This window comes from Klebsiella sp. 141251, assembly GCF_050600725.1.
GTDB lineage: Bacteria > Pseudomonadota > Gammaproteobacteria > Enterobacterales > Enterobacteriaceae > Klebsiella > Klebsiella aerogenes.
In genome coordinates, this window is sequence record NZ_JAQIRG010000002.1 from 310,298 (window position 1) to 331,224 (window position 20,927).

Annotated in this window: 23 protein-coding genes; 6 read left to right on the forward strand and 17 right to left on the reverse strand. The window is 55.2% G+C overall.

The annotated features are described in order from the left end of the window. Positions 1-7: 7 nt before the first annotated feature. Entirely contained in the window at positions 8-748 is a 741-nt protein-coding gene (gene hpxA / locus PGR09_RS06065) for an allantoin racemase (RefSeq protein WP_430915912.1), read from the reverse strand. Beyond that, positions 748-1,464, reverse strand: coding sequence for a GntR family transcriptional regulator (locus PGR09_RS06070; RefSeq protein ID WP_015705421.1), 717 nt, complete (start codon positions 1,462-1,464; stop codon positions 748-750). Before PGR09_RS06070 ends, hpxA begins: the two co-directional genes overlap by 1 nt. A 143-nt stretch (positions 1,465-1,607) precedes the next feature. Here PGR09_RS06070 and PGR09_RS06075 point away from each other — a divergent pair, with 143 nt between their 5' ends. Then, entirely contained in the window at positions 1,608-3,104 is a 1,497-nt protein-coding gene (locus PGR09_RS06075; RefSeq protein WP_430915913.1) for an NCS1 family nucleobase:cation symporter-1, read from the forward strand. A 95-nt stretch (positions 3,105-3,199) separates the two neighbouring features. Continuing rightward, the gene (gene guaD / locus PGR09_RS06080; RefSeq protein WP_430915914.1) at positions 3,200-4,513 is read left to right on the forward strand and encodes a guanine deaminase; all 1,314 of its coding nucleotides are present in this window, start codon (positions 3,200-3,202) and stop codon (positions 4,511-4,513) included. 43 nt (positions 4,514-4,556) lie between these two features. Here the strand turns inward: guaD and uraH are convergent, their stop codons facing one another. Genes uraH through PGR09_RS06095 form a run of 3 tightly spaced genes read right to left on the reverse strand, consistent with a single transcriptional unit; the run spans position 4,557 to position 6,740 of the window. After that, positions 4,557-4,883, reverse strand: a complete 327-nt coding sequence (uraH, locus tag PGR09_RS06085; protein WP_047048387.1) for a hydroxyisourate hydrolase — start codon at positions 4,881-4,883, stop codon at positions 4,557-4,559. Next, positions 4,880-5,380, reverse strand: a complete 501-nt coding sequence (uraD, locus tag PGR09_RS06090; protein ID WP_289577732.1) for a 2-oxo-4-hydroxy-4-carboxy-5-ureidoimidazoline decarboxylase — start codon at positions 5,378-5,380, stop codon at positions 4,880-4,882. The genes uraH and uraD overlap by 4 nt, the downstream gene beginning before the upstream one ends. Continuing rightward, complete coding sequence (locus tag PGR09_RS06095) at positions 5,358-6,740, reverse strand: nucleobase:cation symporter-2 family protein (RefSeq protein WP_430915915.1); 1,383 nt, start codon at positions 6,738-6,740, stop codon at positions 5,358-5,360. Before PGR09_RS06095 ends, uraD begins: the two co-directional genes overlap by 23 nt. Before the next feature lie 359 nt (positions 6,741-7,099). On the opposite strand from PGR09_RS06095, the gene hpxO reads away from it, so the two are divergent. Further along, positions 7,100-8,254, forward strand: a complete 1,155-nt coding sequence (hpxO, locus tag PGR09_RS06100) for an FAD-dependent urate hydroxylase HpxO (protein ID WP_430915916.1) — start codon at positions 7,100-7,102, stop codon at positions 8,252-8,254. On the opposite strand, the gene hpxR is transcribed toward hpxO, so the two are convergent. Then, complete coding sequence (hpxR, locus tag PGR09_RS06105) at positions 8,233-9,168, reverse strand: LysR family hpxDE operon transcriptional regulator HpxR (protein ID WP_047048397.1); 936 nt, start codon at positions 9,166-9,168, stop codon at positions 8,233-8,235. The genes hpxO and hpxR overlap by 22 nt on opposite strands. A gap of 125 nt (positions 9,169-9,293) precedes the next feature. Between hpxR and hpxD the strand changes: the two genes are divergently transcribed. Next, positions 9,294-10,331 (forward strand): molybdenum cofactor-independent xanthine hydroxylase subunit HpxD, encoded by a 1,038-nt coding sequence (gene hpxD, locus PGR09_RS06110; RefSeq protein WP_430915917.1) that lies wholly within the window; start codon positions 9,294-9,296, stop codon positions 10,329-10,331. Between the two features lie 15 nt (positions 10,332-10,346). Beyond that, on the forward strand, positions 10,347-11,315 hold the full coding sequence (locus PGR09_RS06115) for a PDR/VanB family oxidoreductase (RefSeq protein WP_430915918.1): 969 nt from the start codon (positions 10,347-10,349) through the stop codon (positions 11,313-11,315). Positions 11,316-11,338: 23 nt separating this feature from the next. Here PGR09_RS06115 and PGR09_RS06120 read toward each other — a convergent pair whose 3' ends face one another. Beyond that, positions 11,339-11,944 carry a hypothetical protein gene (locus PGR09_RS06120; protein ID WP_348876639.1) on the reverse strand — a complete coding sequence of 202 codons (606 nt, stop codon included), beginning with the start codon at positions 11,942-11,944 and terminating at the stop codon, positions 11,339-11,341. Positions 11,945-11,984: 40 nt separating this feature from the next. Continuing rightward, entirely contained in the window at positions 11,985-13,244 is a 1,260-nt protein-coding gene (locus tag PGR09_RS06125) for a mechanosensitive ion channel family protein (protein WP_045394337.1), read from the reverse strand. A 224-nt stretch (positions 13,245-13,468) separates the two neighbouring features. Between PGR09_RS06125 and ivy the strand changes: the two genes are divergently transcribed. Beyond that, positions 13,469-13,918 (forward strand): Ivy family C-type lysozyme inhibitor, encoded by a 450-nt coding sequence (gene ivy / locus PGR09_RS06130; protein WP_430915920.1) that lies wholly within the window; start codon positions 13,469-13,471, stop codon positions 13,916-13,918. A 57-nt stretch (positions 13,919-13,975) separates the two neighbouring features. On the opposite strand, the gene PGR09_RS06135 is transcribed toward ivy, so the two are convergent. From PGR09_RS06135 to PGR09_RS06175, 9 genes are all read right to left on the reverse strand, one after another. Beyond that, complete coding sequence (locus PGR09_RS06135) at positions 13,976-14,563, reverse strand: hypothetical protein (protein WP_430915921.1); 588 nt, start codon at positions 14,561-14,563, stop codon at positions 13,976-13,978. Further along, a complete protein-coding gene (locus PGR09_RS06140; protein WP_430915922.1) occupies positions 14,563-14,895 on the reverse strand; it encodes a thioredoxin family protein in 333 nt (110 codons plus the stop codon). The genes PGR09_RS06135 and PGR09_RS06140 overlap by 1 nt, the downstream gene beginning before the upstream one ends. A 74-nt stretch (positions 14,896-14,969) precedes the next feature. Further along, a complete protein-coding gene (locus PGR09_RS06145) occupies positions 14,970-15,362 on the reverse strand; it encodes a DUF4150 domain-containing protein (RefSeq protein WP_015366584.1) in 393 nt (130 codons plus the stop codon). A 10-nt stretch (positions 15,363-15,372) separates the two neighbouring features. Continuing rightward, positions 15,373-15,978 (reverse strand): DUF3540 domain-containing protein, encoded by a 606-nt coding sequence (locus PGR09_RS06150; RefSeq protein WP_015366583.1) that lies wholly within the window; start codon positions 15,976-15,978, stop codon positions 15,373-15,375. Between the two features lie 11 nt (positions 15,979-15,989). Continuing rightward, positions 15,990-17,060, reverse strand: coding sequence for a pentapeptide repeat-containing protein (locus PGR09_RS06155; RefSeq protein ID WP_430915923.1), 1,071 nt, complete (start codon positions 17,058-17,060; stop codon positions 15,990-15,992). Then, entirely contained in the window at positions 17,057-19,597 is a 2,541-nt protein-coding gene (locus PGR09_RS06160) for a DUF2169 family type VI secretion system accessory protein (RefSeq protein ID WP_316422293.1), read from the reverse strand. The genes PGR09_RS06155 and PGR09_RS06160 overlap by 4 nt, the downstream gene beginning before the upstream one ends. Positions 19,598-19,662: 65 nt before the next feature. Beyond that, the gene (locus PGR09_RS06165) at positions 19,663-20,043 is read right to left on the reverse strand and encodes a DUF3592 domain-containing protein (RefSeq protein WP_316422294.1); all 381 of its coding nucleotides are present in this window, start codon (positions 20,041-20,043) and stop codon (positions 19,663-19,665) included. 33 nt (positions 20,044-20,076) lie between these two features. Beyond that, positions 20,077-20,454 carry a hypothetical protein gene (locus PGR09_RS06170; RefSeq protein ID WP_316422297.1) on the reverse strand — a complete coding sequence of 126 codons (378 nt, stop codon included), beginning with the start codon at positions 20,452-20,454 and terminating at the stop codon, positions 20,077-20,079. A gap of 129 nt (positions 20,455-20,583) precedes the next feature. After that, positions 20,584-20,919 (reverse strand): hypothetical protein, encoded by a 336-nt coding sequence (locus PGR09_RS06175; RefSeq protein WP_316422298.1) that lies wholly within the window; start codon positions 20,917-20,919, stop codon positions 20,584-20,586. Positions 20,920-20,927 lie beyond the last annotated feature (8 nt).

Genomic DNA, 20,927 nt, shown 5'->3' on the forward strand with positions numbered 1-20,927 from the left:
CCCTCATTTAATCATTAAACACGGCAAATTTACCGCTAAGCGTTTTACGTTCCGGATAGGCTAAATCACCGTGCTTGCTGGTTGTCAGCCCGAGCGACACCAGAGATTCAACCATCTTCACCGCCGCGCTGACGCCATCAATAACGGGTACCTGAAGTTCTCGGGTCAGTTGCTGCGCCAGGGTCGCCATGCCGCCGCAGCCCAGCACGATAGCGCCGCAGCCGTCCTCGTTTAGCGCCTGAATACAGCGGGCGCGTACTTTTTCCTGCGCCACGCCGCTGCCATCTTCCAGCGCCAGCACCGGTAGATCGATCGCATGCAGACCGGCGCAATGGTCATGGAATCCATACTGATGTAGCAGGTGGCGAGCGATAATCAGCGTGCGCGGCAAGGTAGTGACCACCGAGAAGCGGGTAGCGACCAGCGTCGCCATATGCATCGCCGCCTCGGCAATACCAATAACCGGTCCCTGGGCCAGTTCACGAGCGGCCAGTAATCCCGGATCGCCAAAACAGGCGATAACATGCCCGGAAACGCCCTGCCGCCGCCCGGCTTTAATCTGCTCCAGCACACCGACGGCGGCGATGGCTTCGTCAAAATGCCCTTCAATCGACGGCACGCCGTCTGGTGGACAGGCCGCGACAATATCGGTTCCTGGCGACGCCGCGGCGCGGGCCGCCTTGGCGATGGTTTGCGTCATACCGGGATCGGTATTAGGATTGATAACTTGTATACAGATGGTGGACATTACCGCTCCTTATAGCCGGCGAATAGCCGGGCGAAATCGGGAACCGACTCCCCCGTGCGGGAAAAACATAAACTGGCGACGATGTGTTCAAAGTGATGGTTGAGCGCCTCGGTCAGCGCGGTTAACGCTTTTTCGCGCAGCAGGCCGACAAGGCGCTCGTGATCATCGCAGCGGCACCCTTGCCGCCACGGCGCGCCCCAGGCGGCAATCACCAGCGATGAGCGTTGACTGAGTCGGGTGACCATCTCCGTTAGCACCTGGTTGCCGGAAATGGCCTGTAACTGAATATGAAAATTAGCGGAGTGGCGGATAGCCGCCGGGCCATCGTAGGCCTCATGCGCCAGTTGCTCCTGCTGAATAATGGCTTCCAGCGCCGCCAGATGCGGAGGCTGGCAGCGTTGCAGTACATCCGGCAGATTCGCCACTTCCAGTAGCGCGCGGGTGCGGAATATTTCCCGTGCCTCGTCGACCGTCGGACTGGCGACCTGTGCACCACGTTTGGGCGTTAATGTCACCATTTGCACAGCGGCGAGTCGTTGCAGCGCTTTGCGTACCCCCGTGCGGCTGACGCCGAACACCTCCGCCAGCGCCTCTTCCGGCAATTTGCTGCCCGGGAGCAGCTGTTGCTCGACAATCGCGGTCAGCAAGGCTTCGTAGATAGACTCATCCTTGTCATGCAGTCCGGCTGCGGCCTGCAGCGGATTTTCATTGCCCATTGGTCTACTCCACTTTCCATTTTGATATCAAATCGTATACATAAAATAAATATTTTGTATACAAGATTAACCATTCTGGCCTGAATCCTGCAACGCCTTCCGCTATCAACGGCACAACGTTTGTCTTCAGAGGAGCAGGATCCATGCCAAATACACAAAACACGCATCAGCTCAACGCCGGTGACCCGGCATCAGGCTACAGCCCGCGTCTTTGCAACGAGGATCTGGCGCCGACGCGCGAGCAAAACTGGAACTGGTACAACATTTTTTCTTTCTGGATGTCGGACGTGCATAGCATGGGCGGCTATGTAGTGGCGGCGAGTTTCTTTACGCTGGGGCTGGCGAGCTGGCAGGTGCTTATCTGCCTGTTGGCCGGAATTGTTATCGTCCAGCTTTGCGCTAATCTGATGGCCAAACCCAGCCAGATTGCCGGCGTGCCCTATGCGGTCATTTGTCGTCAGGCGTTTGGCGTCTTCGGCGCCAATATTCCAGCGGTGATACGCGGACTGATTGCTTTCGCCTGGTACGGGATCCAAACCTATCTGGCTGCGAACGCCTTGATGCTGGTGCTGCTGAAGTTCTGGCCCTCGCTGGCGGCAATGACGCAAACCTCATTGCTGGGTCTTTCATCGCTTGGCTGGCTCTGTTTCGCTACCATGTGGCTGTTGCAGGCGATGGTGTTCTGGCACGGCATGAGCGCGATTAAGCGTTTCATCGACATCGCCGGCCCGGCGGTATATGTGGTGATGCTGGCGCTGGCGGGCTGGATTGTATACAAGACAGGCCTCGACGGTATCTCCTTTACCCTCGCCAGTAAGACGCTGACCGCCGGCGAGCAAAGCTGGCAGATGATCACCGCCACCGCGCTGGTGGTCTCTTACTTCTCCGGTCCGCTGCTCAATTTTGGCGATTTCTCCCGTTATGCCAGAAGCATGGGCGAAATTCGCCGCGGTAACCGCTGGGGGCTGCCGTTTAACTTCCTGCTGTTCTCGGTGGTGACTGTAGTGATCGTCTCCGGGACGCAATCTTTATTTGGCCGGATGATCACCGACCCGATTGAAACGGTGAGCCATGTGGGTAACGATCTGGCGGTGGCCATCGGCTTGCTGACCATGATCACCGCCACTATCGGCATTAATATTGTCGCCAACTTCGTCTCGCCGGCATTTGATTTTTCCAACTGCGCGCCACAAAAAATCAGTTTCCGCACCGGCGGGATGATTGCCGCCGTCGGCTCGATACTGCTCACCCCGTGGAACCTGTTCAACTCCCCTGAGCTTATCCACTACACCCTGGATGTATTGGGAGCGTTTATCGGGCCGTTGTTCGGCATTCTGCTGGTTGATTTCTATTTGATTAAACGCGGGCAGGTATCGGTCAACGATCTGTTCGATGACACTCCGAAAGGCAAATACTGGTACCGCAACGGCTTTAACCCGAAGGCCATCGCCGCGCTGCTGCCCTCGGTAGCGGTTGGCCTGATTATCAGCTTTATTCCCGCTCTGCATGAAGTGGCCAATTTTAGCTGGTTCATCGGCGTGCTGCTAAGCGGCAGCCTGTATCGCTGGATTGCCCGCGATGAGCGGCAGGCCGCTTCCTCCGCCCGCTTTACCCCCGGCGCGCTGGCGCAGAAAGAATAATCCCGCCCGGCCGCGGCATCTGTCGCGGCCTTCTGGCATTAAATTTGCAAAACATTTGCGTAATAGATATCTCCACACTCAAATAAGGCGGCAACATGCTGGAATACCACACCGCGCTACGCGGTGCGTTTTTTGATATTAGCCAACCCGCCGCCAGCGCTGACGATATCGCCCGCTACGCGCGATATATTGATGATGGCGTGCTGTTTATTTACGCCGGAAAGATTCAGGCGCTACTGCCATGGCAGGAAGGCGAAGCATTACTCGATCCACAGAAAGGCTATCGTGATCTGCGCGGCAAACTGCTGCTGCCGGGGTTTGTCGACGCCCATATTCATTATCCTCAAACCGAAATGATCGGCGCCTTTGGCGAACAGCTGCTGGAATGGCTGACCACCTATACCTTCCCGGTGGAAAGCCAGTTTGCCGATGAACGGTACGCGGCAGATATCGCCCGTTTTTTTGTCAACCAGTTGCTCAGCCATGGCACCACCACCGCGCTGGTATTTTGTACGCTTCATCCGGCGTCCGTGGAGGCCCTGTTTACCGAGGCGTTGCGCCTGAACATGCGCCTGCTGGCCGGTAAGGTGATGATGGATCGCCATACGCCGGAGTATTTAACCGAAACCGCCGAACAAAGCTATCGCCAGACCCGCGAACTGATCCAGCGCTGGCACCGGCGCGGTCGTCTGGGCTACGCCATTACGCCGCGTTTCGCCCCCACCTCCACGCCGGAGCTGCTGCAAGCTGTTCAGCGTCTGCGGGAGGAGTTTCCCGATACCTGGCTACATACCCATCTGAGTGAAAACCTAAATGAAATAGCGTGGGTAAAGCAGTTATGGCCGGAGCATGAGCACTATCTTGATGTTTATCATCACTATCAATTGACCGGTGAGCGCAGCGTCTTCGCCCACGGGATCCATCTGGCGGAGAAAGAGTGGCGGTGTCTGCATGAGACCGGTTCGGCAATTGCTTTCTGTCCGACGTCAAACCTGTTTCTGGGTAGCGGGCTATTTCGCCTGCCCGCCAGCTGGCAACATCAGGTCCGGATCGGCATCGGCAGCGATGTTGGCGCCGGGACCTCCTTCAGCCTGCTGCGTACTCTCGGCGAGGCCTATAAAGTGGCGCAGCTACAGAGCTATCGCCTGCGCGCCAGCGAAGCGTTTTATCATGCGACGTTGGGCGGCGCGCACGCGTTACGCCTGGATGACAAAATAGGTAATTTCCAGTCGGGAAAAGAGGCCGATTTGGTGGTTATCGACCCGGCGGTGACGCCGCTACAAAGACTGCGCAGCGCCCGCTGTCAGGATGTGTATGAACAGCTGTTCGTGTTAATGACCTTAGGCGATGAACGGAACATTAGTGAGACCTGGGTCAATGGCGAACAGGTATGGTGTAACGAAGGATGAACCGCTGCCCGGCACTGTATTCTGACCGGGCAGCGGACTCAATTTAACTTCCGCGATAGGTCGACCAGCCGCCGGGGGCAATTAAAAACGGCAGATGAAAATGGTCTTTGTCATCAATGGTAATCATAAAATCGATCTGCGCCTGTCGGTACAGGGTCTGGCGGCCATCGCGCGCAAACCACGATTGCAGTTCGGCCACCAGCTGATAGTTTCCGGGACGCAGCTGTCCCGTCGCCAGCTCGCCCAGACGGCCATTGCTGTCCGTCACGCCTGATGCCAGGCTGCGCCCTTCGCATAACAGGGTGACCGCCACGCCTTGTGCAGGCTTGCCGGTGGAAATATCAAGAATATGGGTGCTCAGGGTGATCATGCGCTAATAACTCCCGCCAGTCTGAGTAAGGTGATTTCACGTAATTGTTCCAGTGCCGCTTCAATTTCCTGCGCGTCATTATGCGTCAGCCGTTGGGTCAGCGCCTGCAGGATCTCGGCGGCGCTGCGCCCTTTGGCGCGGATCAGAAACACGCGGTCAAAGCGGGCTTCGTAACGGGCATTCCCTTCTTTCAGCGCCCGGGCGATAGCGGCATCGTCGGCATTAACCTCCGCCTGCTCCTGGCGAGACAGCGCGGCATGCGCTTCCCCGCCTGTCGGCTTCTCTCCGATCCGCGGGTGGGCGCAGAGCGCCCGCGCCAGATCTGCCTCTCCCCAGTGCTGCATCAGCTGTTGTGCGCGATCCGTTAAGGCCGTCAGTGTGGCATAGGGTCGCCCCAGCGCCAGCGCTTCGCGCCAGACGGGGAGCGCCACGCAGGGTTCGAGCAGTCGCAGGGCTTGCGCCTGCGGCAGCTGATTAAAGTGGTTGAGTGTTATCATCATTGCTCCTTGCCGCTGCCGTCATGGCGGCTTTCTCTTGCGGAATAATCAGATTCAATACAATCGCCACCAGCCCGCCGCTGGTAGCGGCAGATCCAAACAGATTGCCGATGATGGGCGGGAAATGGGCAAGGAAAGCGGGAACCGCCTCAATGCCGAGGCCAAAACCAAATGCCAGGCCCACAATCAGCATATCGCGGCGGGTTAGCGGGGTCTGGGTGATAATGCGGATCCCGGCCGCCACGACACAGCCAAACATGACCATCGTCGCGCCGCCTAACACCGGCGTGGGGATCTGGCGCAGGATTTCGCCAAATGGCGGGAATAGACCAAGCAGAATCAGCAATACGCCAATATAACGCCCGACATAGCGGCTGGCGACGCCGGTCATTTGGATAACGCCGTTATTCTGCGCGAAGGTGGTATTGGGAAACGCGCAGATCGCCGCGGCGATCAGGCAGCTAATACCATCCGCGAGGATCCCGCCTTTCAGGCGTGAGCGAAACGCGCCATCATCGATGGACTGTTTTGAGATCAGGCAGTTGGCGGTTAAATCGCCGACGGCTTCAAGAATGCAGACCAGCGACACCAGCGCGACCGGTAAAAAGATGGCGCTATTAAACTGAAAGCCGAAAGGAAAGAGCGCCGGCAGACGAAACCAGCTCTCGCCGATCGGCGCCAGATGAAATTTCCCGCTCAACGCGGCGGCGATACAGCCCACCGCCATGCCGACGACCACCGACGATAAACGCAGCCAGCGGTTTTTCGCGCAGCTTAATAACACGATAATCCCTAAGGTCACGCCGCCCAATGCGATATTGCCAGGGCTGGCGAAATCCTTCGCGTGCTCGCCGCCGCTCCAGTTAATAATACTGACCTTTATCAGGCTGATGCCGATTAGCGCAATGACGCTGCCGGTAATAATCGGGGTAAAGAGTTTTTTCAGCGGTTCGATAAAGCGGCTGACGATGACCGGTACCAGCGCGGCAACAACGTTGACGCCGAACAGCATGGCCATAATGTCCTGCGGGCCGCCTCCCTGCGCTTTGACCCACATGCCGCCGGCAATCGCTACGCCGAGAAAAGCGAAGCTGGTGCCCTGCATACAGATCATGCCCGCACCGATCCCCCAGACGCGGTTAGCCTGCAGAAAGGTGCCAATCCCGGAAGCTATTAGCGACATACTAATTAAATATGGCAGCCATTCGCCAAGCCCCAGCGCGGCGCCAATAATCAGCGGCGGCGTAATAATGCCGACCAGCCCCGCCAGCACGTGCTGTAAGGCGCTAAAAAAGGCCGGCAGCGGCGGGATGCGCTGCTCGAGGCCATAAAGCAGGTTGCTGTTCTTTTCATCAGACATGGGGTCACCGTCTCGTCGTGGATAAGCGTTGACGATGTAGTGCACAAAGCAGGCCACATTGCTGACTCCCTCTATCTTTACTCACCTAAAAATCGTTTTATCTATTATTTTTCAGTGAAATAGCTTCATTAAAGAGTGGGTGTTCCGTAACGATCGTTGGCGCAAGGCGATGAAACTTTTGATTCCTGAATCCATTTAAAGAAATCTTTGATTCATAAAAAGGCAACATTATCGCAACTTTGCCCTTCTTTGGTGCGCACTCCGCCCATCACCCTTCCGTTTTCCGCTGATTTCGTAGGTTCTGCTACCTGGTACGCAAATTGCTGAACCCCTTAAACAACACACCTAAGGGGAAGACAATGAAAGCAATCGTGATTGGCGCGGGTATCGGCGGCTTGAGCGCCGCGGTGGCGCTCCGTAACGCAGGCATCGCAAGCGAAGTGTTCGAAGCGGTAAAAGAGATTAAGCCGGTTGGCGCCGCGATTTCTATCTGGCCCAACGGCGTCAAGTGTATGAACCGCCTGGGGATGGGCAAGATCATCGACGCTTACGGCGGCCCGATGCATTATCTGGCGTATAAGGAGTATCAACGCGGAGAAACGCTCACCCGCTTCAGCCTCGCGCCGCTGGTTGAACGTACGCAGGGCCGCCCTTCGCCTGTGTCGCGAACGGAACTGCAGCGCGAGATGCTCGATTTCTGGGGGCGTGAGCAGGTGCGGTTCGGCAAGCGGGTTACCCGCGTGGAAGAGCATACCGACGGCGTAACCGTCTGGTTTACCGATGGTAGCGAGGCGCACGGCGATGTGGTTATCGCCGCCGATGGCAGTCATTCGGCGCTGCGGCCATATGTGCTCGGCTATACGCCGGAACGCCGCTATGCCGGTTACGTTAACTGGAATGGTCTGGTCGATATTGATGAGTCCATTGCTCCCGCCGATCAGTGGACGACGTTTGTTGGCGAAGGGAAACGCGTGTCGCTGATGCCGGTGGCGGGCGGACGCTTCTACTTCTTCTTCGATGTGCCGTTGCCGGCCGGATTAGCGGAAGATCGCCTCACCCTGCGCGACGATTTAACCCGCTACTTCACCGGATGGGCGCCGCCGGTGCAAAAGCTTATCGCCGCCCTCGACCCGCAGACCACCAACCGGATAGAAATTCACGATATTGAACCTTTTGATAAGCTGGTGCGTGGCAAGGTGGCGCTACTGGGCGATGCCGGACACAGCACCACGCCGGATATTGGCCAGGGCGGCTGCGCGGCGATGGAGGACGCGGTCGTGCTGGGGAATGTACTACGCGAAAACAGCGATATTGTCACCGCGCTGCGCCAGTACGAAGCATTGCGCTGTGAACGGGTGCGTGACCTGGTGCTCAAAGCGCGTAAACGCTGTGATATCACCCACGGTAAAGATATGGCGTTAACCAAAGCCTGGTATCAGGAACTGAAAACGGAAACCGGCGAGCGTATTATCAATGGCTTGTGCGAAACCATTCAGGGCGGGCCATTAGGCTGAGAGTGAGCAGCGCTACGCATCTCCTCCATCACCAGCGTTAGTTTTTGAATCGCCATTTGCGCCGGACGAGATAGCTGGCGCGATGGCGCGGTGCATAGCGCCAGGGTCAAAGGCCGCAGCAGCTTATTACGTAGCGGCACAAACGCCAGCGAACCGTTGTTTACCTCGTCCTGCACGTCGAGCAGGCTCAGGACCGCCACCCCGCCGCCTTTAAGCACCAGCGATTTAATCAGACGAATATCATTGCAGCTAACGGTGTTGGGCGGCGAAAAATCATAATGGCGATAGAGCATTGTCACCCGGTCATGCACTATTAACGGCGCGCCGGGAATAATATGCCGTTCATCGCTAAGTTCCCCCAGCGAGATCGCGGGCGCAGCGGCAAAAGGATGGTGCGGATGCAGTACCACCCCGACTTCCATTTCAATAAACGCCAGTACGTTGAGACCCGCCTGACCTTCAGGATCGAGGATCAGACCAAAATCGACATCGGCCTGACGCACTCTGTCGCTGATGCTCTGGCTATCGGCGACCTGCAACATCAGTTCCAGCCACTCGCACTGGTTGATAATCTCTGCCAGCGCCGCGGCAAAACTCCCTTCGGCCAGCGCCTGCACCATACCGACATTCACCGTTCCGCGTTTTAGCCCCTGCAGTTCATCAAATTTCTGTTGGGTTACGCGAAACTCTTTTTGCCAGCGCAGCAGATTGTCATACAGCAACTCGCCTGCGGTGGTCATCCGCAAACCTTCCGGCAGCCGTTCAAATAGCGGCGTGCCGAAGGACGCTTCAGCCTGCAGTATCTGGCGGTTAATCGCCGAAGCCGAAATATGCAGTTTTTCCGCCGCCCGGCGCAGGCTGCCGCTGCGGGCCACTTCCATAAAATAGCGAGCAAAGCGTGAGAAAGGACTCATTGGTTACCTGTACTGATTTTTGCAACGGATAGCTGAATTAATGCTGATGGATGTCAACACCCTACTATGGCAACAATTAACTCACAACAATTAAACAATCACTTTAGCCATCAGGAAGCAAAACGATGAACAGACAACCGCTCACGCCCCCCGCGCATTGCACCTTTGAACCCCAGGACTGGCTGCGGCTGGCAAAATGCTGGCATCCGGTGGCGCGTAGCGCGGATATCGGCCGGCAACCGGTGAAGGCCACCCTGCTGGATGAAAAGCTGGTAATCTATCGCCTGCACGAAAGCATAGTGGTCGCCCGCGACGCTTGCCCCCACCGCGGGGTACCATTGACGTTAGGTTTTCATGACGAAGAAGGTATCATTTGCCCTTATCACGGCCTGCGCTTTGGGGAAGATGGCCGCTGTAACCGAATCCCCTCCAGTCCAAATCAGCCGATACCGGCGAAATTAAATCTGACCAGCTACGCGGCGGAAGAGCGCTATGGTCTGGTGTGGGTCTGTCTCGATTATGATGCTGACAATCCCCCGCAGTTACCGACCATGCCGCACTGGGCAGACGACGGATTTCAGCAACTGACCTGCCCGGCTTTTGAGGTCAATGGCTTCGCAGGCCGTCAGGTTGAAGGGTTTCTTGATGTGGCGCATTTTGCGTGGATCCATACCGACACCTTCGCCGATGCGGATAATCAACAGGTTCCTGACTACCTGCCTGAGGAAACGGAAAATGGGTTTGTCGTCGACTACTGGAGTACGGTCGGCAATTATCCGGCAAGCGCCGGCTACCGCGCTCCGGAGGGTTTTCAATGGCTGCGTCGCTTTGAGATGCATTTGCCCTTTACCGCCACCCTGACGATTCATTTCCCCGGCGAAGCCCGGCTGGTAATAATGAATGCCGCCTCGCCCGTCTCATCACGGGTCACGCGAATGTTTGCCCCTATCGCCCGCAATTTCGACCTGCATGTGCCGGTGGAGGAAGTCTACGCCTTCAACCTTCGCGTGTTTGAAGAAGACCGGCTGATGGTAGAGAGCCAGCATCCGGAGACGCTACCTCTGGATCTTACCCTGGAAGCACATATTCCTGCCGACCGTAGCTCAATTGCCTACCGTCGCGGCTTGAAACGGCTGGGTTTCGGTGCATTTTTCCTGGTCTGAGCAAGGAGTTATATGATGAGTACTCTGATTGAGGTGGTTGTCGATGGTCTCTGGCGCGAAGGCGAACATAATCTGGCGGTCACGTTGGTGACGACTGACGGCGGCCCATTACCCGCATGGCAGCCCGGCGCCCATATCGATCTGCATCTGGCGAGCGGCGTAACCCGTCAGTATTCACTCACCGGCAGCCACATCAGGCTGGAACGTTATCTGATTTGCGTGGCGAGAGCGGCAGAATCGCGCGGCGGTTCGCGCTACATCCATGAGACGCTGCGACCGGGTCAGAGGATGATGATATCACCGCCGAGAAATCAGTTTGCCCTGCAGACGGCGCGACACGTCACCCTGCTAGCCGCCGGGATTGGCATTACGCCGCTGTATAGCATGGCGCGGGCGTTAGCGGCGCAGGGAAATCCGTTTACCTTACAGTATTACCTCAAACGCCTTGAAAACGGCGCCCTGCTAGCCGCGATTGCCCGCAAGCTGGCGCCAGAAAACGTGAGGATTTATAGCTCAGCTGAAGGCGGGAGCCCGCGAGAAAATCTGGCTGGCAGATTGAGCGTTCCTCACCGTGAGGATCGGCTTTACGTATGCGGTCCGGCGGGATTTATGGCCGCCGCGCGCCAGGCGGCGGCGATACAAGGCTGGCAGGCTGAGCAGATCCATGAGGAGGCGTTTCAGGCGTCAATGCCCGCGAACGACGCCCGGCCAGAAGAGACGTTTACGGTGACGCTCGCCTCTTCTGGCCAATGCTGGCCCGTTGCCGCCAATCAAACCATCGCGCAGGTATTGCAGGAAAATGGTGTGGCAGTGCCGCTCTCTTGTGAGATGGGGATTTGCGGCGCCTGTCTGACCAGGGTGGTTGAGGGAGAGGTGGACCATCGTGATACGGTGCAGTCAGCAGCAGAAAAATGCGCCATCGTGCAGCATGTCGCGCTGTGCTGTTCCCGCAGCCGCAGCACGAATCTGCTCATTGATTTATAAAATAAGGCCAGGCGAACCCTTTTCTAACGTGAAGCGCGGCGCGGCATTTGGCGCTGAATATTAAGCTGTTTTCGCCAGACCCTGTTATGTAAATAAAGGGCGTTTGCACGGTAAAAAGTCTGGCTATTTATGCATCGGATACAGCCGAACATAAATAATAGTCCCAGCACGGCGCTGATGAGAAATCCTGGTTTTAGTCCGGCGCCGAATAATGCCCCGAGGCAAACAGAAAGAAAATAAACACTCGCAACCAGACCACTGAAAACCATCAAAGCCAGTGATAATTTAAGCGCCAGAAAATTGCCTCTGGCAACGAAGTACATCGCCAGAACCATTACCAGACTATAAATTAGCGATACAGGCACAATCGCCGCCATCACGGCATACTGCGGCAGCCCAAATAGATCGAACATCGCCAGGCAGAGATAAGGTTGAGCCAGGGCAAAAGCGAGCATGCTCAGAATCATTGCCCCTATCAGCGGTATTCCTGACATATGCCAGCCGACCGGAATACCCATCCGGTCTTTTAATCTGTCTTTAAGCTTCTCCAGTTGCTGCGGATCGTTGGTTTTTATTCTGTCCCTGACGACCGCACTGAGCAGCAAACTGTCTTTCATGAACTTCAGCATCCTCTGAACATCCTGTTGTCGAGATGGATATACGCGCCAATTATGGCCCTTCCGTCGACGGCGGTGTCGTCGTCCGTAAACTGTTTTCCTGCGATAAGCGCCAGAAATCATGCCCGGCGGGATACTGGTAAAGACGCAGTGAAAACTGCCCGGCCACGGCGGTAATGTATTCAAAAATAGCGGATTGCGTGTTCTCGTAATCCATCCATAGCGTCGATGAGGTAAAGCAGTAGATTTCCAGCGGCAGCCCGGACGGCGATGGTTTTAACGTCCGCGCCACGATGTACATATCTTTAATGATATCTGGCCGTTCGGCGAGATAGCTCATCAGGTAATGGCGAAACAGCGTCAGGTTAGTCAACCCGTTATCAATAAACCAGCGATCCGCGACGCCGCCCGGATCCCGACCATCCAGTAATTTACTGAGCGGCTCACTCACCCCGCGGATTGCCAGCATCGGGGTTAACATCTCCTGATTCAGGAAGGTTACCGAGTGCTGATCGATATTAATGCTACGCATGATCCGCCGTGCGCCGGACGAGAACATCGCCTGCCAGTTGGTATACGTTTCTGTGAGGAAATTCTTGGTCGGAATACGCGAAATGGTGTTGTCCCAGTTACGGATAGTAATGGTATGCAGCGCGATATCCGTCACTTCCCCGCTCAGGTTCTTGTCGGGCATTTCGATCCAGTCGCCCAGTTGCAGGACATCGTTGGACGATAGCTGGACGTTGGCCACCAGCGACAGCAAGGTATGTTGAAACACTAACATCAGCACCGCCGCGACGGCGCCGAGGCTGGAAATGATAATCACCGGTGATTTATTCGACATCACGGCGAGGATCATAATCGCGGCCAGAATGTGAACTAAGATTTTACCTATCTGGATATAGCCTTTGATGGAGTGGTTTTTACGTTTGGTCTTACGCAGATAAGAGCTATTGACGATATCCAGCATTTCGTTGAAGAAGATCGACAGAAAAATAAAAAACAAAATTCCGCAGATGGTATTAATCGCCGTTACCAGCGATGCCGGCATATTGGGCATAAACTGCAGAACGTAGTAGACGATAATAACCGGAATGAAGTTTGACAGTTTCTCGGCGATACGGCGGTCTTTTTCCAGCGGCACGTCCTGTTTATGGCTGGCGAAGAACACCTTGCGTATCACTTTAATCAGCAAAAACTTGCACAAAAGATGGGCAAAGATGCCGGAGACGACCAGCAGAATAAGGTTAAAGCCGATCGCCAGAGCCGGATTACTTTCAATAAACGTCAACAGATGATTCAAATACGCCATGCGTTATCGCCTGAATTAATATGCCCTTTTGTATTAGCCATTCACTATCAGCTATTAATACAAAAATTTAACCAATGTGCATCATGACATGTCAAAGCCGCATAAGTCCACGCTTTGCGCAGGGGATCACATTCATTGTATAAATATGTTCATTTGCATTAATGATGCACTGCGCCCACTATTAAGGGGCCCGAAATGAGGACATATCAACTCCAGGAGGAAACATGTTCAAAACACTTGCCGCCGTCATCGCACTCACTGCATCCGCCAGCGTCATGGCGCAAAGTGATGTCACGCTGACTTCACTTGCCAAAGATAATGCGACCAAAGCGTCGTTCAGCCAGATGGTTAAAGGTCATAAACTCCCGGCCTGGGTTAACAGCGGCGGTACCGGATCCCCGGCACAAACCGTGAAACTGGGATCTGAATCCTGGCAGGTATTAAGCGCCTGTAAACCACACGATTGTGGAAGCGAACGTATCGCCGTGATCTGGTCGGAAAAATCCAAACAGATGGCGGGCGTCTTCTCAGTGGTTGATGAGAAAACATCGCAAGAAAAACTGACCTGGCTTAACGTCAGCGATGCGCTGTCGATTGATGGCAAAACCGTGCTGTTTGCCGCGCTGAGCGGCAGCCTTGAAAACCATCCTGACGCGTTTAACTACCCGCAATAAACAAAACCCCTGGCTATCCGTTGATAGTCAGGGGTTGCTCACCGTCTTCGCCGCTCTCTATTTACGCTGCCGCCGTAGTGTGCCCGCGAGAAGAGCCAACCGCTGGCTACGACAATAAATCGCGAACAGCACGAATCCCTGGCGGTTAAATATTAGCCGGCAACACAGTAATGCCAGCGCGGCGAACGCCAGCGGCCAGAGACTTTCACCTGCGCTAACCATCGCTCGCAATGCTTGCACCACCGTTGACGCTGAGAGGATAAGAAATAGCGCCAGGAATCCCTTCAGCCCGAGGGTATAACCGCGAGCCAGCAACACGCCGCTGGTTAACAGAAAAAATATTATCACCAGCGCCGGTACAAAAAAAATCGCTACCCGTATCGGTGCCGAGAATGGCGGGAGCGTCTGCAAAAATGGTAGCAAGTTGAATGCAAAAGCCACTAAGAACAGTGGGAATAGCGCGGCGACCGGAAATGGGTTTTGCCGGGGAAGTTCGCCTGGTGGACGCGAAAAGTAGCGTTCAAGTCCTGGCGTGGAGTGATTCAGCAAGCTGGCGTCCCGGCGCGCAATAGCGCGGTCTATCTCCCGACCATGCTGCAGGAGATCGTAGAAGACGGGCCCCACTATCGGAGAAACTATCGACATCAGATGAGGGCCTGGGCGCGAATTATCGCTGCCAAAATAGTGCTGAATGTTTGTGGGCCGCTGAGACGCTCCACCACCTGACCATCGCGGAAAACAAGCGTATTGGGTAATCCCCAGACGCTATATTTCGCCGCCAGCACCGGAGCCTGAACAACATTTACTGTACCGACTAAAACATCAGACGGTAGCCGGTCGGCCGCCTGGAGAAAAAGACTTTCGCTGCTTTGACAAGGGCCGCACCACTGCGCATGAAAACGCACAACAGCCACGCCGTTATAGCGTTCAACTTGCGAGAAATTGTCTTCATTCCACTGAATGACGCTCGGATTCATTTTGACCCTTATAACTCTGCACAAAAAGTGATTCAGTTGAGCGATTGTAATCGTTTTCTCGCATAGCCGACAGCTTACGGCGCCAGCATCAATACCTTGAACTGGCTGGGGACGATGCGCATACCGACCGCGTTTGTCGAGTTTTGCAGGCTAACGCTGGTTAGACGCGTCGCCGGCGTGCCTTTCAGCAGCACGGTAAATGCGCCGGTCAGATGACGCGATGGCCCCATCACCGTACCTGACGCTACCCCGGTAGCCACGCCGGGGTTATCGCCGTTGGTGAGCGGCGTCACCGTCGCCATATTGTGCGCGGGCATGCCCATAAACAGAATATTGAGCGCGTTAGGGATCGCCGTCGGCCCCAGCGCGATATCCGGATAGGGAATCGGTGTAGGCGCCGGCATCGGCGTCAGACAGACGTCGGGGAAGGCTAAATCGACACCGAAAAGCTGGCAGTTGGCAAACATGATTAGCTCCTTAGCCCATATGAATCTGTTCTGAATCGACTTTGGTGATCGCTTTTGAGGTGATGACCGTATTGTGCGCATGCAGGCGGGCATAATCTTCCGCTTTCATATCCAACTGCCCGGCGCGCACCTGCTCGGTCTGCCGGGTGGTGCGCAGCAGATTGTGGCTAATTTGCGTCACCGTTTGCCAGACCGATTCGGCGCGCTTGCCGACAATACGTGACAGTGTCACCCATGCCGAGAGCTTATCGCCGCTGTAGTTCATCTCGCTGATATGGCAGTCCCCCTGCGCGGCATTGACGCACAGGCGCTGACCGCTGAGGCTGAGTTCCCCCTGACTTTGAATATGCAGGTCACCCGGTACGCTGAGCTCCGCCTGGCGGCTTTCATCACGCTCCAGCACCGCTAACAGCCAGATCTGGTTGTCCACGCTGCTGATGAGTACGCGATCGCCAGCCTGCGGCGCGATCAGACAGCTGACCGCTCGCCGACAGTGCCAGCCGCGCCCTTCGCTCTCGACGGTCACGCTACCGTCGGCAAAGCAATGGGTCACCGTGCCGGAAGCCTGCGCCGGCGGCATCACCGCCTGGGCCAGTTTGTGATTAATAGTTGTCATCTGTTGTCTCCTTAACAACGGCTGTGGCGCTGGGCGCTCCACGCCTCAGCGGCTAATAACTCTTCATCGTATTCCAGGATCCCCTGGCGGCCGGTAAACAGCGCTTCGTCCTGGCGGGCGCGATGCAGCCGGGTGCGGGAAAAGGTCGCGCCGCGCAGATCCGCCTGGCGCAGGTCGGCGGCGGAAAAATCACTCCACGTCAGATCGCAGAGCGCGAATCGCGCCCCAGCGGCCTGAACCCGCTGTAAAACGCTCTGGAACAACCTGCTCTGGCTAAAGTCGGCCTGCTCCAGGATCGCGCCGACAAATATCGCCTGGTCGAACCGGCTGCCGCGACACTGGGCGCCGCGCAGATCGGCCTCCATAAGCAGCGCCTGGCTGGCGTTCACCTGATTGAGCTCTGCTTCACGCAATGACGCGCCTTTGAAATTGCACTGGGTTAGCTGGGCGCCGTTAAACTTCGCGCCGTCCAGCGGACAATCGGTGAACTGGCAGCCGGTAAAGCCCTGCCTTGAATAGTCTTTGCCGCGCTGATCGCACTGGAAAAACACCAGCCGGTCGCACTGCATTCCGTCCAGTGCGGTGTCCCGCAAATCAATATGGTAAAAGGTGGTCAACAGACCGCGGCTTTGTGCAAAGCTGGCGTGAGTCAGGTCAGCCTCATAAAACACGCTGCGTTCCAGCGTTGAACTGCTAAAACGGCTCCTGCTCATCTGGCAACGCATAAACTGGCTGCTTTGCAGCGTCGTCGCCGAGAAATCGCTCTCTTGCAGGTCGCACTGATTAAACACGCAACTATCAAGCGTGGTTTCAGCGGCCTGAAGATGGGCCATTTCACACTGATTGAAGGTCGTCTGCTTAAGTTGGGCGCCTTGCAGCTGCAGGTTCTGCAGCTGGCACTCGGTAAACAGGGCTTCATGCAGATTGGCATTTTGCAGATTAGCGCCGCGTAGCGACACCTCCTGAAACAGTCCGCCGGAGAGATCGCAGCCCTGCAGGTTGATACCATCCAGCGATATTTCATTGAGTGGCTCGCCGTTTTTGATGCGCTGAACGATCTCCTCCGGGCTCAGTATCGTCATATCACTTCTCCATCGCGCTTCGGCAGGGTTTTAATGCGTTTGGTCCATGCGCCGTCCAGCCGCGTGGTTTTACTGGTAAAGGATTGTGAAAGATCGGCGCGGAACAGATTGGCGCCTTCGAAATTGGCCCCGGCAAGCTGGCTTTTTTGCAGCAGCGCGCCCATCAGGTTGGCGTCGGTAAAATCAGCCTCGCGAAAATCGGTGCGAACAAACAGACTGCCGACCAGATTCGCCCGTACAAAGCTGGCATCGCGACAATCAGCCTCACTCAGATCGCTGTTTTCGATTTTTGCCAGCGCAAAGCGCGCGCCCTGTAATGGCGTCTGGCGCAAATTGCTCTGCTGCAGCGTAGCGTGGCTGAAGTCGGCGCCGATAAGTGAGCTTTCCGACACCGCAGCGCTGGCTAGCCATGTTGCAGCGCTAAAATCAGCGCGCTCCGCGATGGTCTGCACCAGCGAACAGCTTTCCAGCGTCGCCTGATGGAAAATGGCATGCTCCAGTTCAGATTGTAAAAACGAGCATTTGTGCAGCCGCGCGTGGCTGAAATCAGGTTGTGCCAGCGTCAGTTCCATAAAGACGCAGCCATCCAGCTCGGCGCGCTGAAAACGGCAGTCAATCAGGCTGATTTCCCGAAGGATCAGCGTTTTTAGCGTCGCGTTATCGAAAATGCATTGCGCAAACAGCGCGTTCTGTAGCTGACTATCTTCAAAGCGGGCGCCGGTGAAGTCGCTTTGATGGCACTCCGCCAGTACCAGGCTGGCGCCGCTAAAATCACAGTTACGCAGCGACGAATGCTGTAGCTCCGTTCTGGCCAGCACGGCCCCCTGAAAAGAGGCGTTATCCAGCTGACAGTGGCTAAGGTCCGCGCATTCCAGTAACGCCTTTTCAAAATTGGCGCCGCGAAAATCCATGCCGGAAAAATCAACGCCGCTCAGATCCATCCCGCTAAAATTGCCGCCCTGCGCCATGGTACGCTCGGCGCGTTGGCGCAGGATCATCGCCAGATCGCCCTTCAGCCGGACCGCCGGCGGCTGATGCTGCACCGCGGCCAGGTACATCTGATGTAGCGCCTCGCGCGTTTGCGCACGCTTCTTCTCGCTCAGTTCCTGCTGGTGCTGATGCAGCATCTCCTGCATCCGGTGCATGGATTCGGGGCCGCGCGGTTGGTTTTCATCGTTATTCAACTGCGGATATTGCGCCTCCATCTCACGTTTGCGCTGTTGCGCATCATTCTCCATTTCCTGCGCCTGACGCTCCATGTCGGCGATAAACTCCGGCAGGTCTTCAAGCTTAGGCAACGTGGGCTCGTCGATATCCGCCAACAGGCTATCGATATCACCGCCGCTGGCTTCAATGGCGGCGCGGTGCTGTTCACGCAGCAGACGAGCGCGGTTTTTCATATTCTCCTGCTGCGGACTCGGCGACTGTTCAATTTCATTGTCGATCCACGGGCCGATGGTCTCTTCCGGTATGAGATCCTTTTCGCGAAAGGAGAAGAGCGCGCCCTTCTCTTTATCCATTCGCTGGGCCAGTACCTTGCGATAGTGATTAAGCGAACGGGCGGCGCCCTCTTTTTCCAGCGCCGGGATCAGCTGCAGGACGTCGGCGGCATCGTCTTCATTGATACGAATGTGCCCCTGCCAGATAAGCATCATCTGTTCCCGATGGGGAAAGAACCATACCGTGGTGGCGCGTAAGGCAATTTCTTCGAATAGCGTTTCATCCGCGCGCTGGCGATGAATAAAACAGCGAGCCTGCCACGGCGGCAACTGGCCCTCCTGCATTGATTTCTCAGGATGCATATTCCAGATCCGCCATTTCGCCCCTGGCGGCAAGGTATCCCGATCCTCCCACCATTGATCCGAACTGGCGGCGTTAAAGACTTTCCAGTCAATATCGCGGGCAAAACCGGGAAACTCCTGTTGTAGCCAACTGGCATCATATTTTTTGCCCATTCGGCTAAAGCGCCGCGGCCACTGAATATCCAACGGGCCAAAACTTGCCGGCTGCGGTTTCTGCTGCGGCGAGCTTACTCTTCCCTCCAGTGGTTCAATATTCGGCAGAGGATGATGCTCGCGCCCCTGCTGTTTTACCGGCGCGACACCAAGACCGTGCGGGTTGTCGGCATAATCACCGCCGCCAAAGGCGCGGCTCCAGTCGAGGCGCATTTCGCTGAACGGCTGCGGTCGGGTCATACGTTGCCCCGTCCACTCGCGATCGCCGAACACCACCAACGACTTACTCAGTTTGTCGATATCGATGCGCGCCACGCAGGCGCTTTTTTCCTGCTGATGATGGGTATAGGCAAAACCGGTGGCAAGAAATTCGGCGCGGACTTTAGGGATGGCCATATCCACCACGCCGCCGCTGGTTTGCAGTTCGTCGGCGGCAAGCTGCCACAGTTCCATCTCGGGGCGCAGCTGCGGGTTTGGCCCCATATCCGCCAACGCCAGCACCGAAACGCCAAGATAATTTTTGCCCTGCCAGCGGAATGGCCGGTTCAGTACGCTCAGGCGTAAGGGTTTAATGATTTTCATAGGAGGTCTTTGTACGTTGCTGTGTAATCAGTGAAATGAGACTCGTGCATGGGAAAATAGCGGGATTACAAAAAAAGCGGCCTGTCGTATAGCGCAATTCTCTGCGGGTTAGCCGGATCGTATTTAATCGTGGTGCCATTACCCGGTTTAAAACGCTCAATGTCGCTGAAATTCAGGGTGTGATTCAGGCTAGCCTGGACTTCCACCTGCTCGCGGGTCTTAAATTTAAAGGTGAGACGATAGACCGGTTTACTTCCGCTCCAGGCGCTGGTCTGGTGTGCGGCAATGATATCCGCGTTGACCGCAATCCCGGATTGCAGGACCTCACTGTGGGTGAAACTATCCTTTAAATACGGATAAACATCCTGATAAAGAAAGCGGGCCATGGGATAGACACCAAACACCAGGACAATCAACCCCATGAGGATAAAAAAGAGTATATCCATCGTGACAAGCCTTATTTGCTCATGGCTTACAATTTAATAATTGACAGCAATAACCGCTATCTTTACAGGCGTGTCATTACTGTACTTTACTGATAATAACATTCCTTTCTTTAATTTATGAATGTCATTAGGTCTCACAATGCCTTTCGCAATGTATTTTTCCACAGAGCCGTTTATATTTGCACTAAAATAGAAATCATAAATATAATCATTGCCGTACTTTGTTTCTGTCTGACGCCATGATTCTAGCGGAACCTGGATTGTTTGACCGGGCCACTTATCTCTCGATAACCAGTTTTTAATTGCTGAGACTTCAGCTTTATTTGGTTTGAATGCAGCAAATGATATACCTAATGCTATGATTGTCATCACAATGCCAAAGATAAAAGATGGTTCCGTGATAACATTCATAGGGTTGCATCCGTGCTATTAACAAAAACCATCATCGATAGCTTACTCCACATCTCCAATTAGACATATTGTGAGTATTTTTAAGTGGCCATATGAATGACCACAGACATAGTAAGTCCAGCCGACTATTTATTCATAATTCACATCTATAACAGCCATTCGTTTTGGCGGAACGCCCTCATGCTTTATAGTTAATTGAAGCCCCGGTTTTAATTTTGGGATTTCTGAAGCACGTACTACGGCGGCAGCATTATACTGTTTTGTCGTACCCTCAATGTTCGTATAAAAGGTAAATGCAAAATAATAATCGAAATTATTGGTCGCGTTAGTTCGACGCCAACTTACCAGAGATACGTTTTTGATCTCACCGGGCCAGCGCTCACGGCTTAACCAGTTCTTTAATTCAGTGAGGTCTCCTCCTTGTCCTTTGAGGCCACATAACGAACTGAATAGGTTGTGCTTCACAGTGATTT

Bases quoted from the DNA above. Each gene is read 5' to 3' on its own strand.
- hpxA (WP_430915912.1), bottom strand. From the start codon at position 748: ATGTCCACCATCTGTATACAAGTTATCAATCCTAATACCGATCCCGGT.
- PGR09_RS06070 (WP_015705421.1), bottom strand. From the start codon at position 1,464: ATGGGCAATGAAAATCCGCTGCAGGCCGCAGCCGGACTGCATGACAAG.
- PGR09_RS06075 (WP_430915913.1), top strand. From the start codon at position 1,608: ATGCCAAATACACAAAACACGCATCAGCTCAACGCCGGTGACCCGGCA.
- guaD (WP_430915914.1), top strand. From the start codon at position 3,200: ATGCTGGAATACCACACCGCGCTACGCGGTGCGTTTTTTGATATTAGC.
- uraH (WP_047048387.1), bottom strand. From the start codon at position 4,883: ATGATCACCCTGAGCACCCATATTCTTGATATTTCCACCGGCAAGCCT.
- uraD (WP_289577732.1), bottom strand. From the start codon at position 5,380: ATGATAACACTCAACCACTTTAATCAGCTGCCGCAGGCGCAAGCCCTG.
- PGR09_RS06095 (WP_430915915.1), bottom strand. From the start codon at position 6,740: ATGTCTGATGAAAAGAACAGCAACCTGCTTTATGGCCTCGAGCAGCGC.
- hpxO (WP_430915916.1), top strand. From the start codon at position 7,100: ATGAAAGCAATCGTGATTGGCGCGGGTATCGGCGGCTTGAGCGCCGCG.
- hpxR (WP_047048397.1), bottom strand. From the start codon at position 9,168: ATGAGTCCTTTCTCACGCTTTGCTCGCTATTTTATGGAAGTGGCCCGC.
- hpxD (WP_430915917.1), top strand. From the start codon at position 9,294: ATGAACAGACAACCGCTCACGCCCCCCGCGCATTGCACCTTTGAACCC.
- PGR09_RS06115 (WP_430915918.1), top strand. From the start codon at position 10,347: ATGAGTACTCTGATTGAGGTGGTTGTCGATGGTCTCTGGCGCGAAGGC.
- PGR09_RS06120 (WP_348876639.1), bottom strand. From the start codon at position 11,944: ATGCTGAAGTTCATGAAAGACAGTTTGCTGCTCAGTGCGGTCGTCAGG.
- PGR09_RS06125 (WP_045394337.1), bottom strand. From the start codon at position 13,244: ATGGCGTATTTGAATCATCTGTTGACGTTTATTGAAAGTAATCCGGCT.
- ivy (WP_430915920.1), top strand. From the start codon at position 13,469: ATGTTCAAAACACTTGCCGCCGTCATCGCACTCACTGCATCCGCCAGC.
- PGR09_RS06135 (WP_430915921.1), bottom strand. From the start codon at position 14,563: ATGTCGATAGTTTCTCCGATAGTGGGGCCCGTCTTCTACGATCTCCTG.
- PGR09_RS06140 (WP_430915922.1), bottom strand. From the start codon at position 14,895: ATGAATCCGAGCGTCATTCAGTGGAATGAAGACAATTTCTCGCAAGTT.
- PGR09_RS06145 (WP_015366584.1), bottom strand. From the start codon at position 15,362: ATGTTTGCCAACTGCCAGCTTTTCGGTGTCGATTTAGCCTTCCCCGAC.
- PGR09_RS06150 (WP_015366583.1), bottom strand. From the start codon at position 15,978: ATGACAACTATTAATCACAAACTGGCCCAGGCGGTGATGCCGCCGGCG.
- PGR09_RS06155 (WP_430915923.1), bottom strand. From the start codon at position 17,060: ATGACGATACTGAGCCCGGAGGAGATCGTTCAGCGCATCAAAAACGGC.
- PGR09_RS06160 (WP_316422293.1), bottom strand. From the start codon at position 19,597: ATGAAAATCATTAAACCCTTACGCCTGAGCGTACTGAACCGGCCATTC.
- PGR09_RS06165 (WP_316422294.1), bottom strand. From the start codon at position 20,043: ATGGATATACTCTTTTTTATCCTCATGGGGTTGATTGTCCTGGTGTTT.
- PGR09_RS06170 (WP_316422297.1), bottom strand. From the start codon at position 20,454: ATGAATGTTATCACGGAACCATCTTTTATCTTTGGCATTGTGATGACA.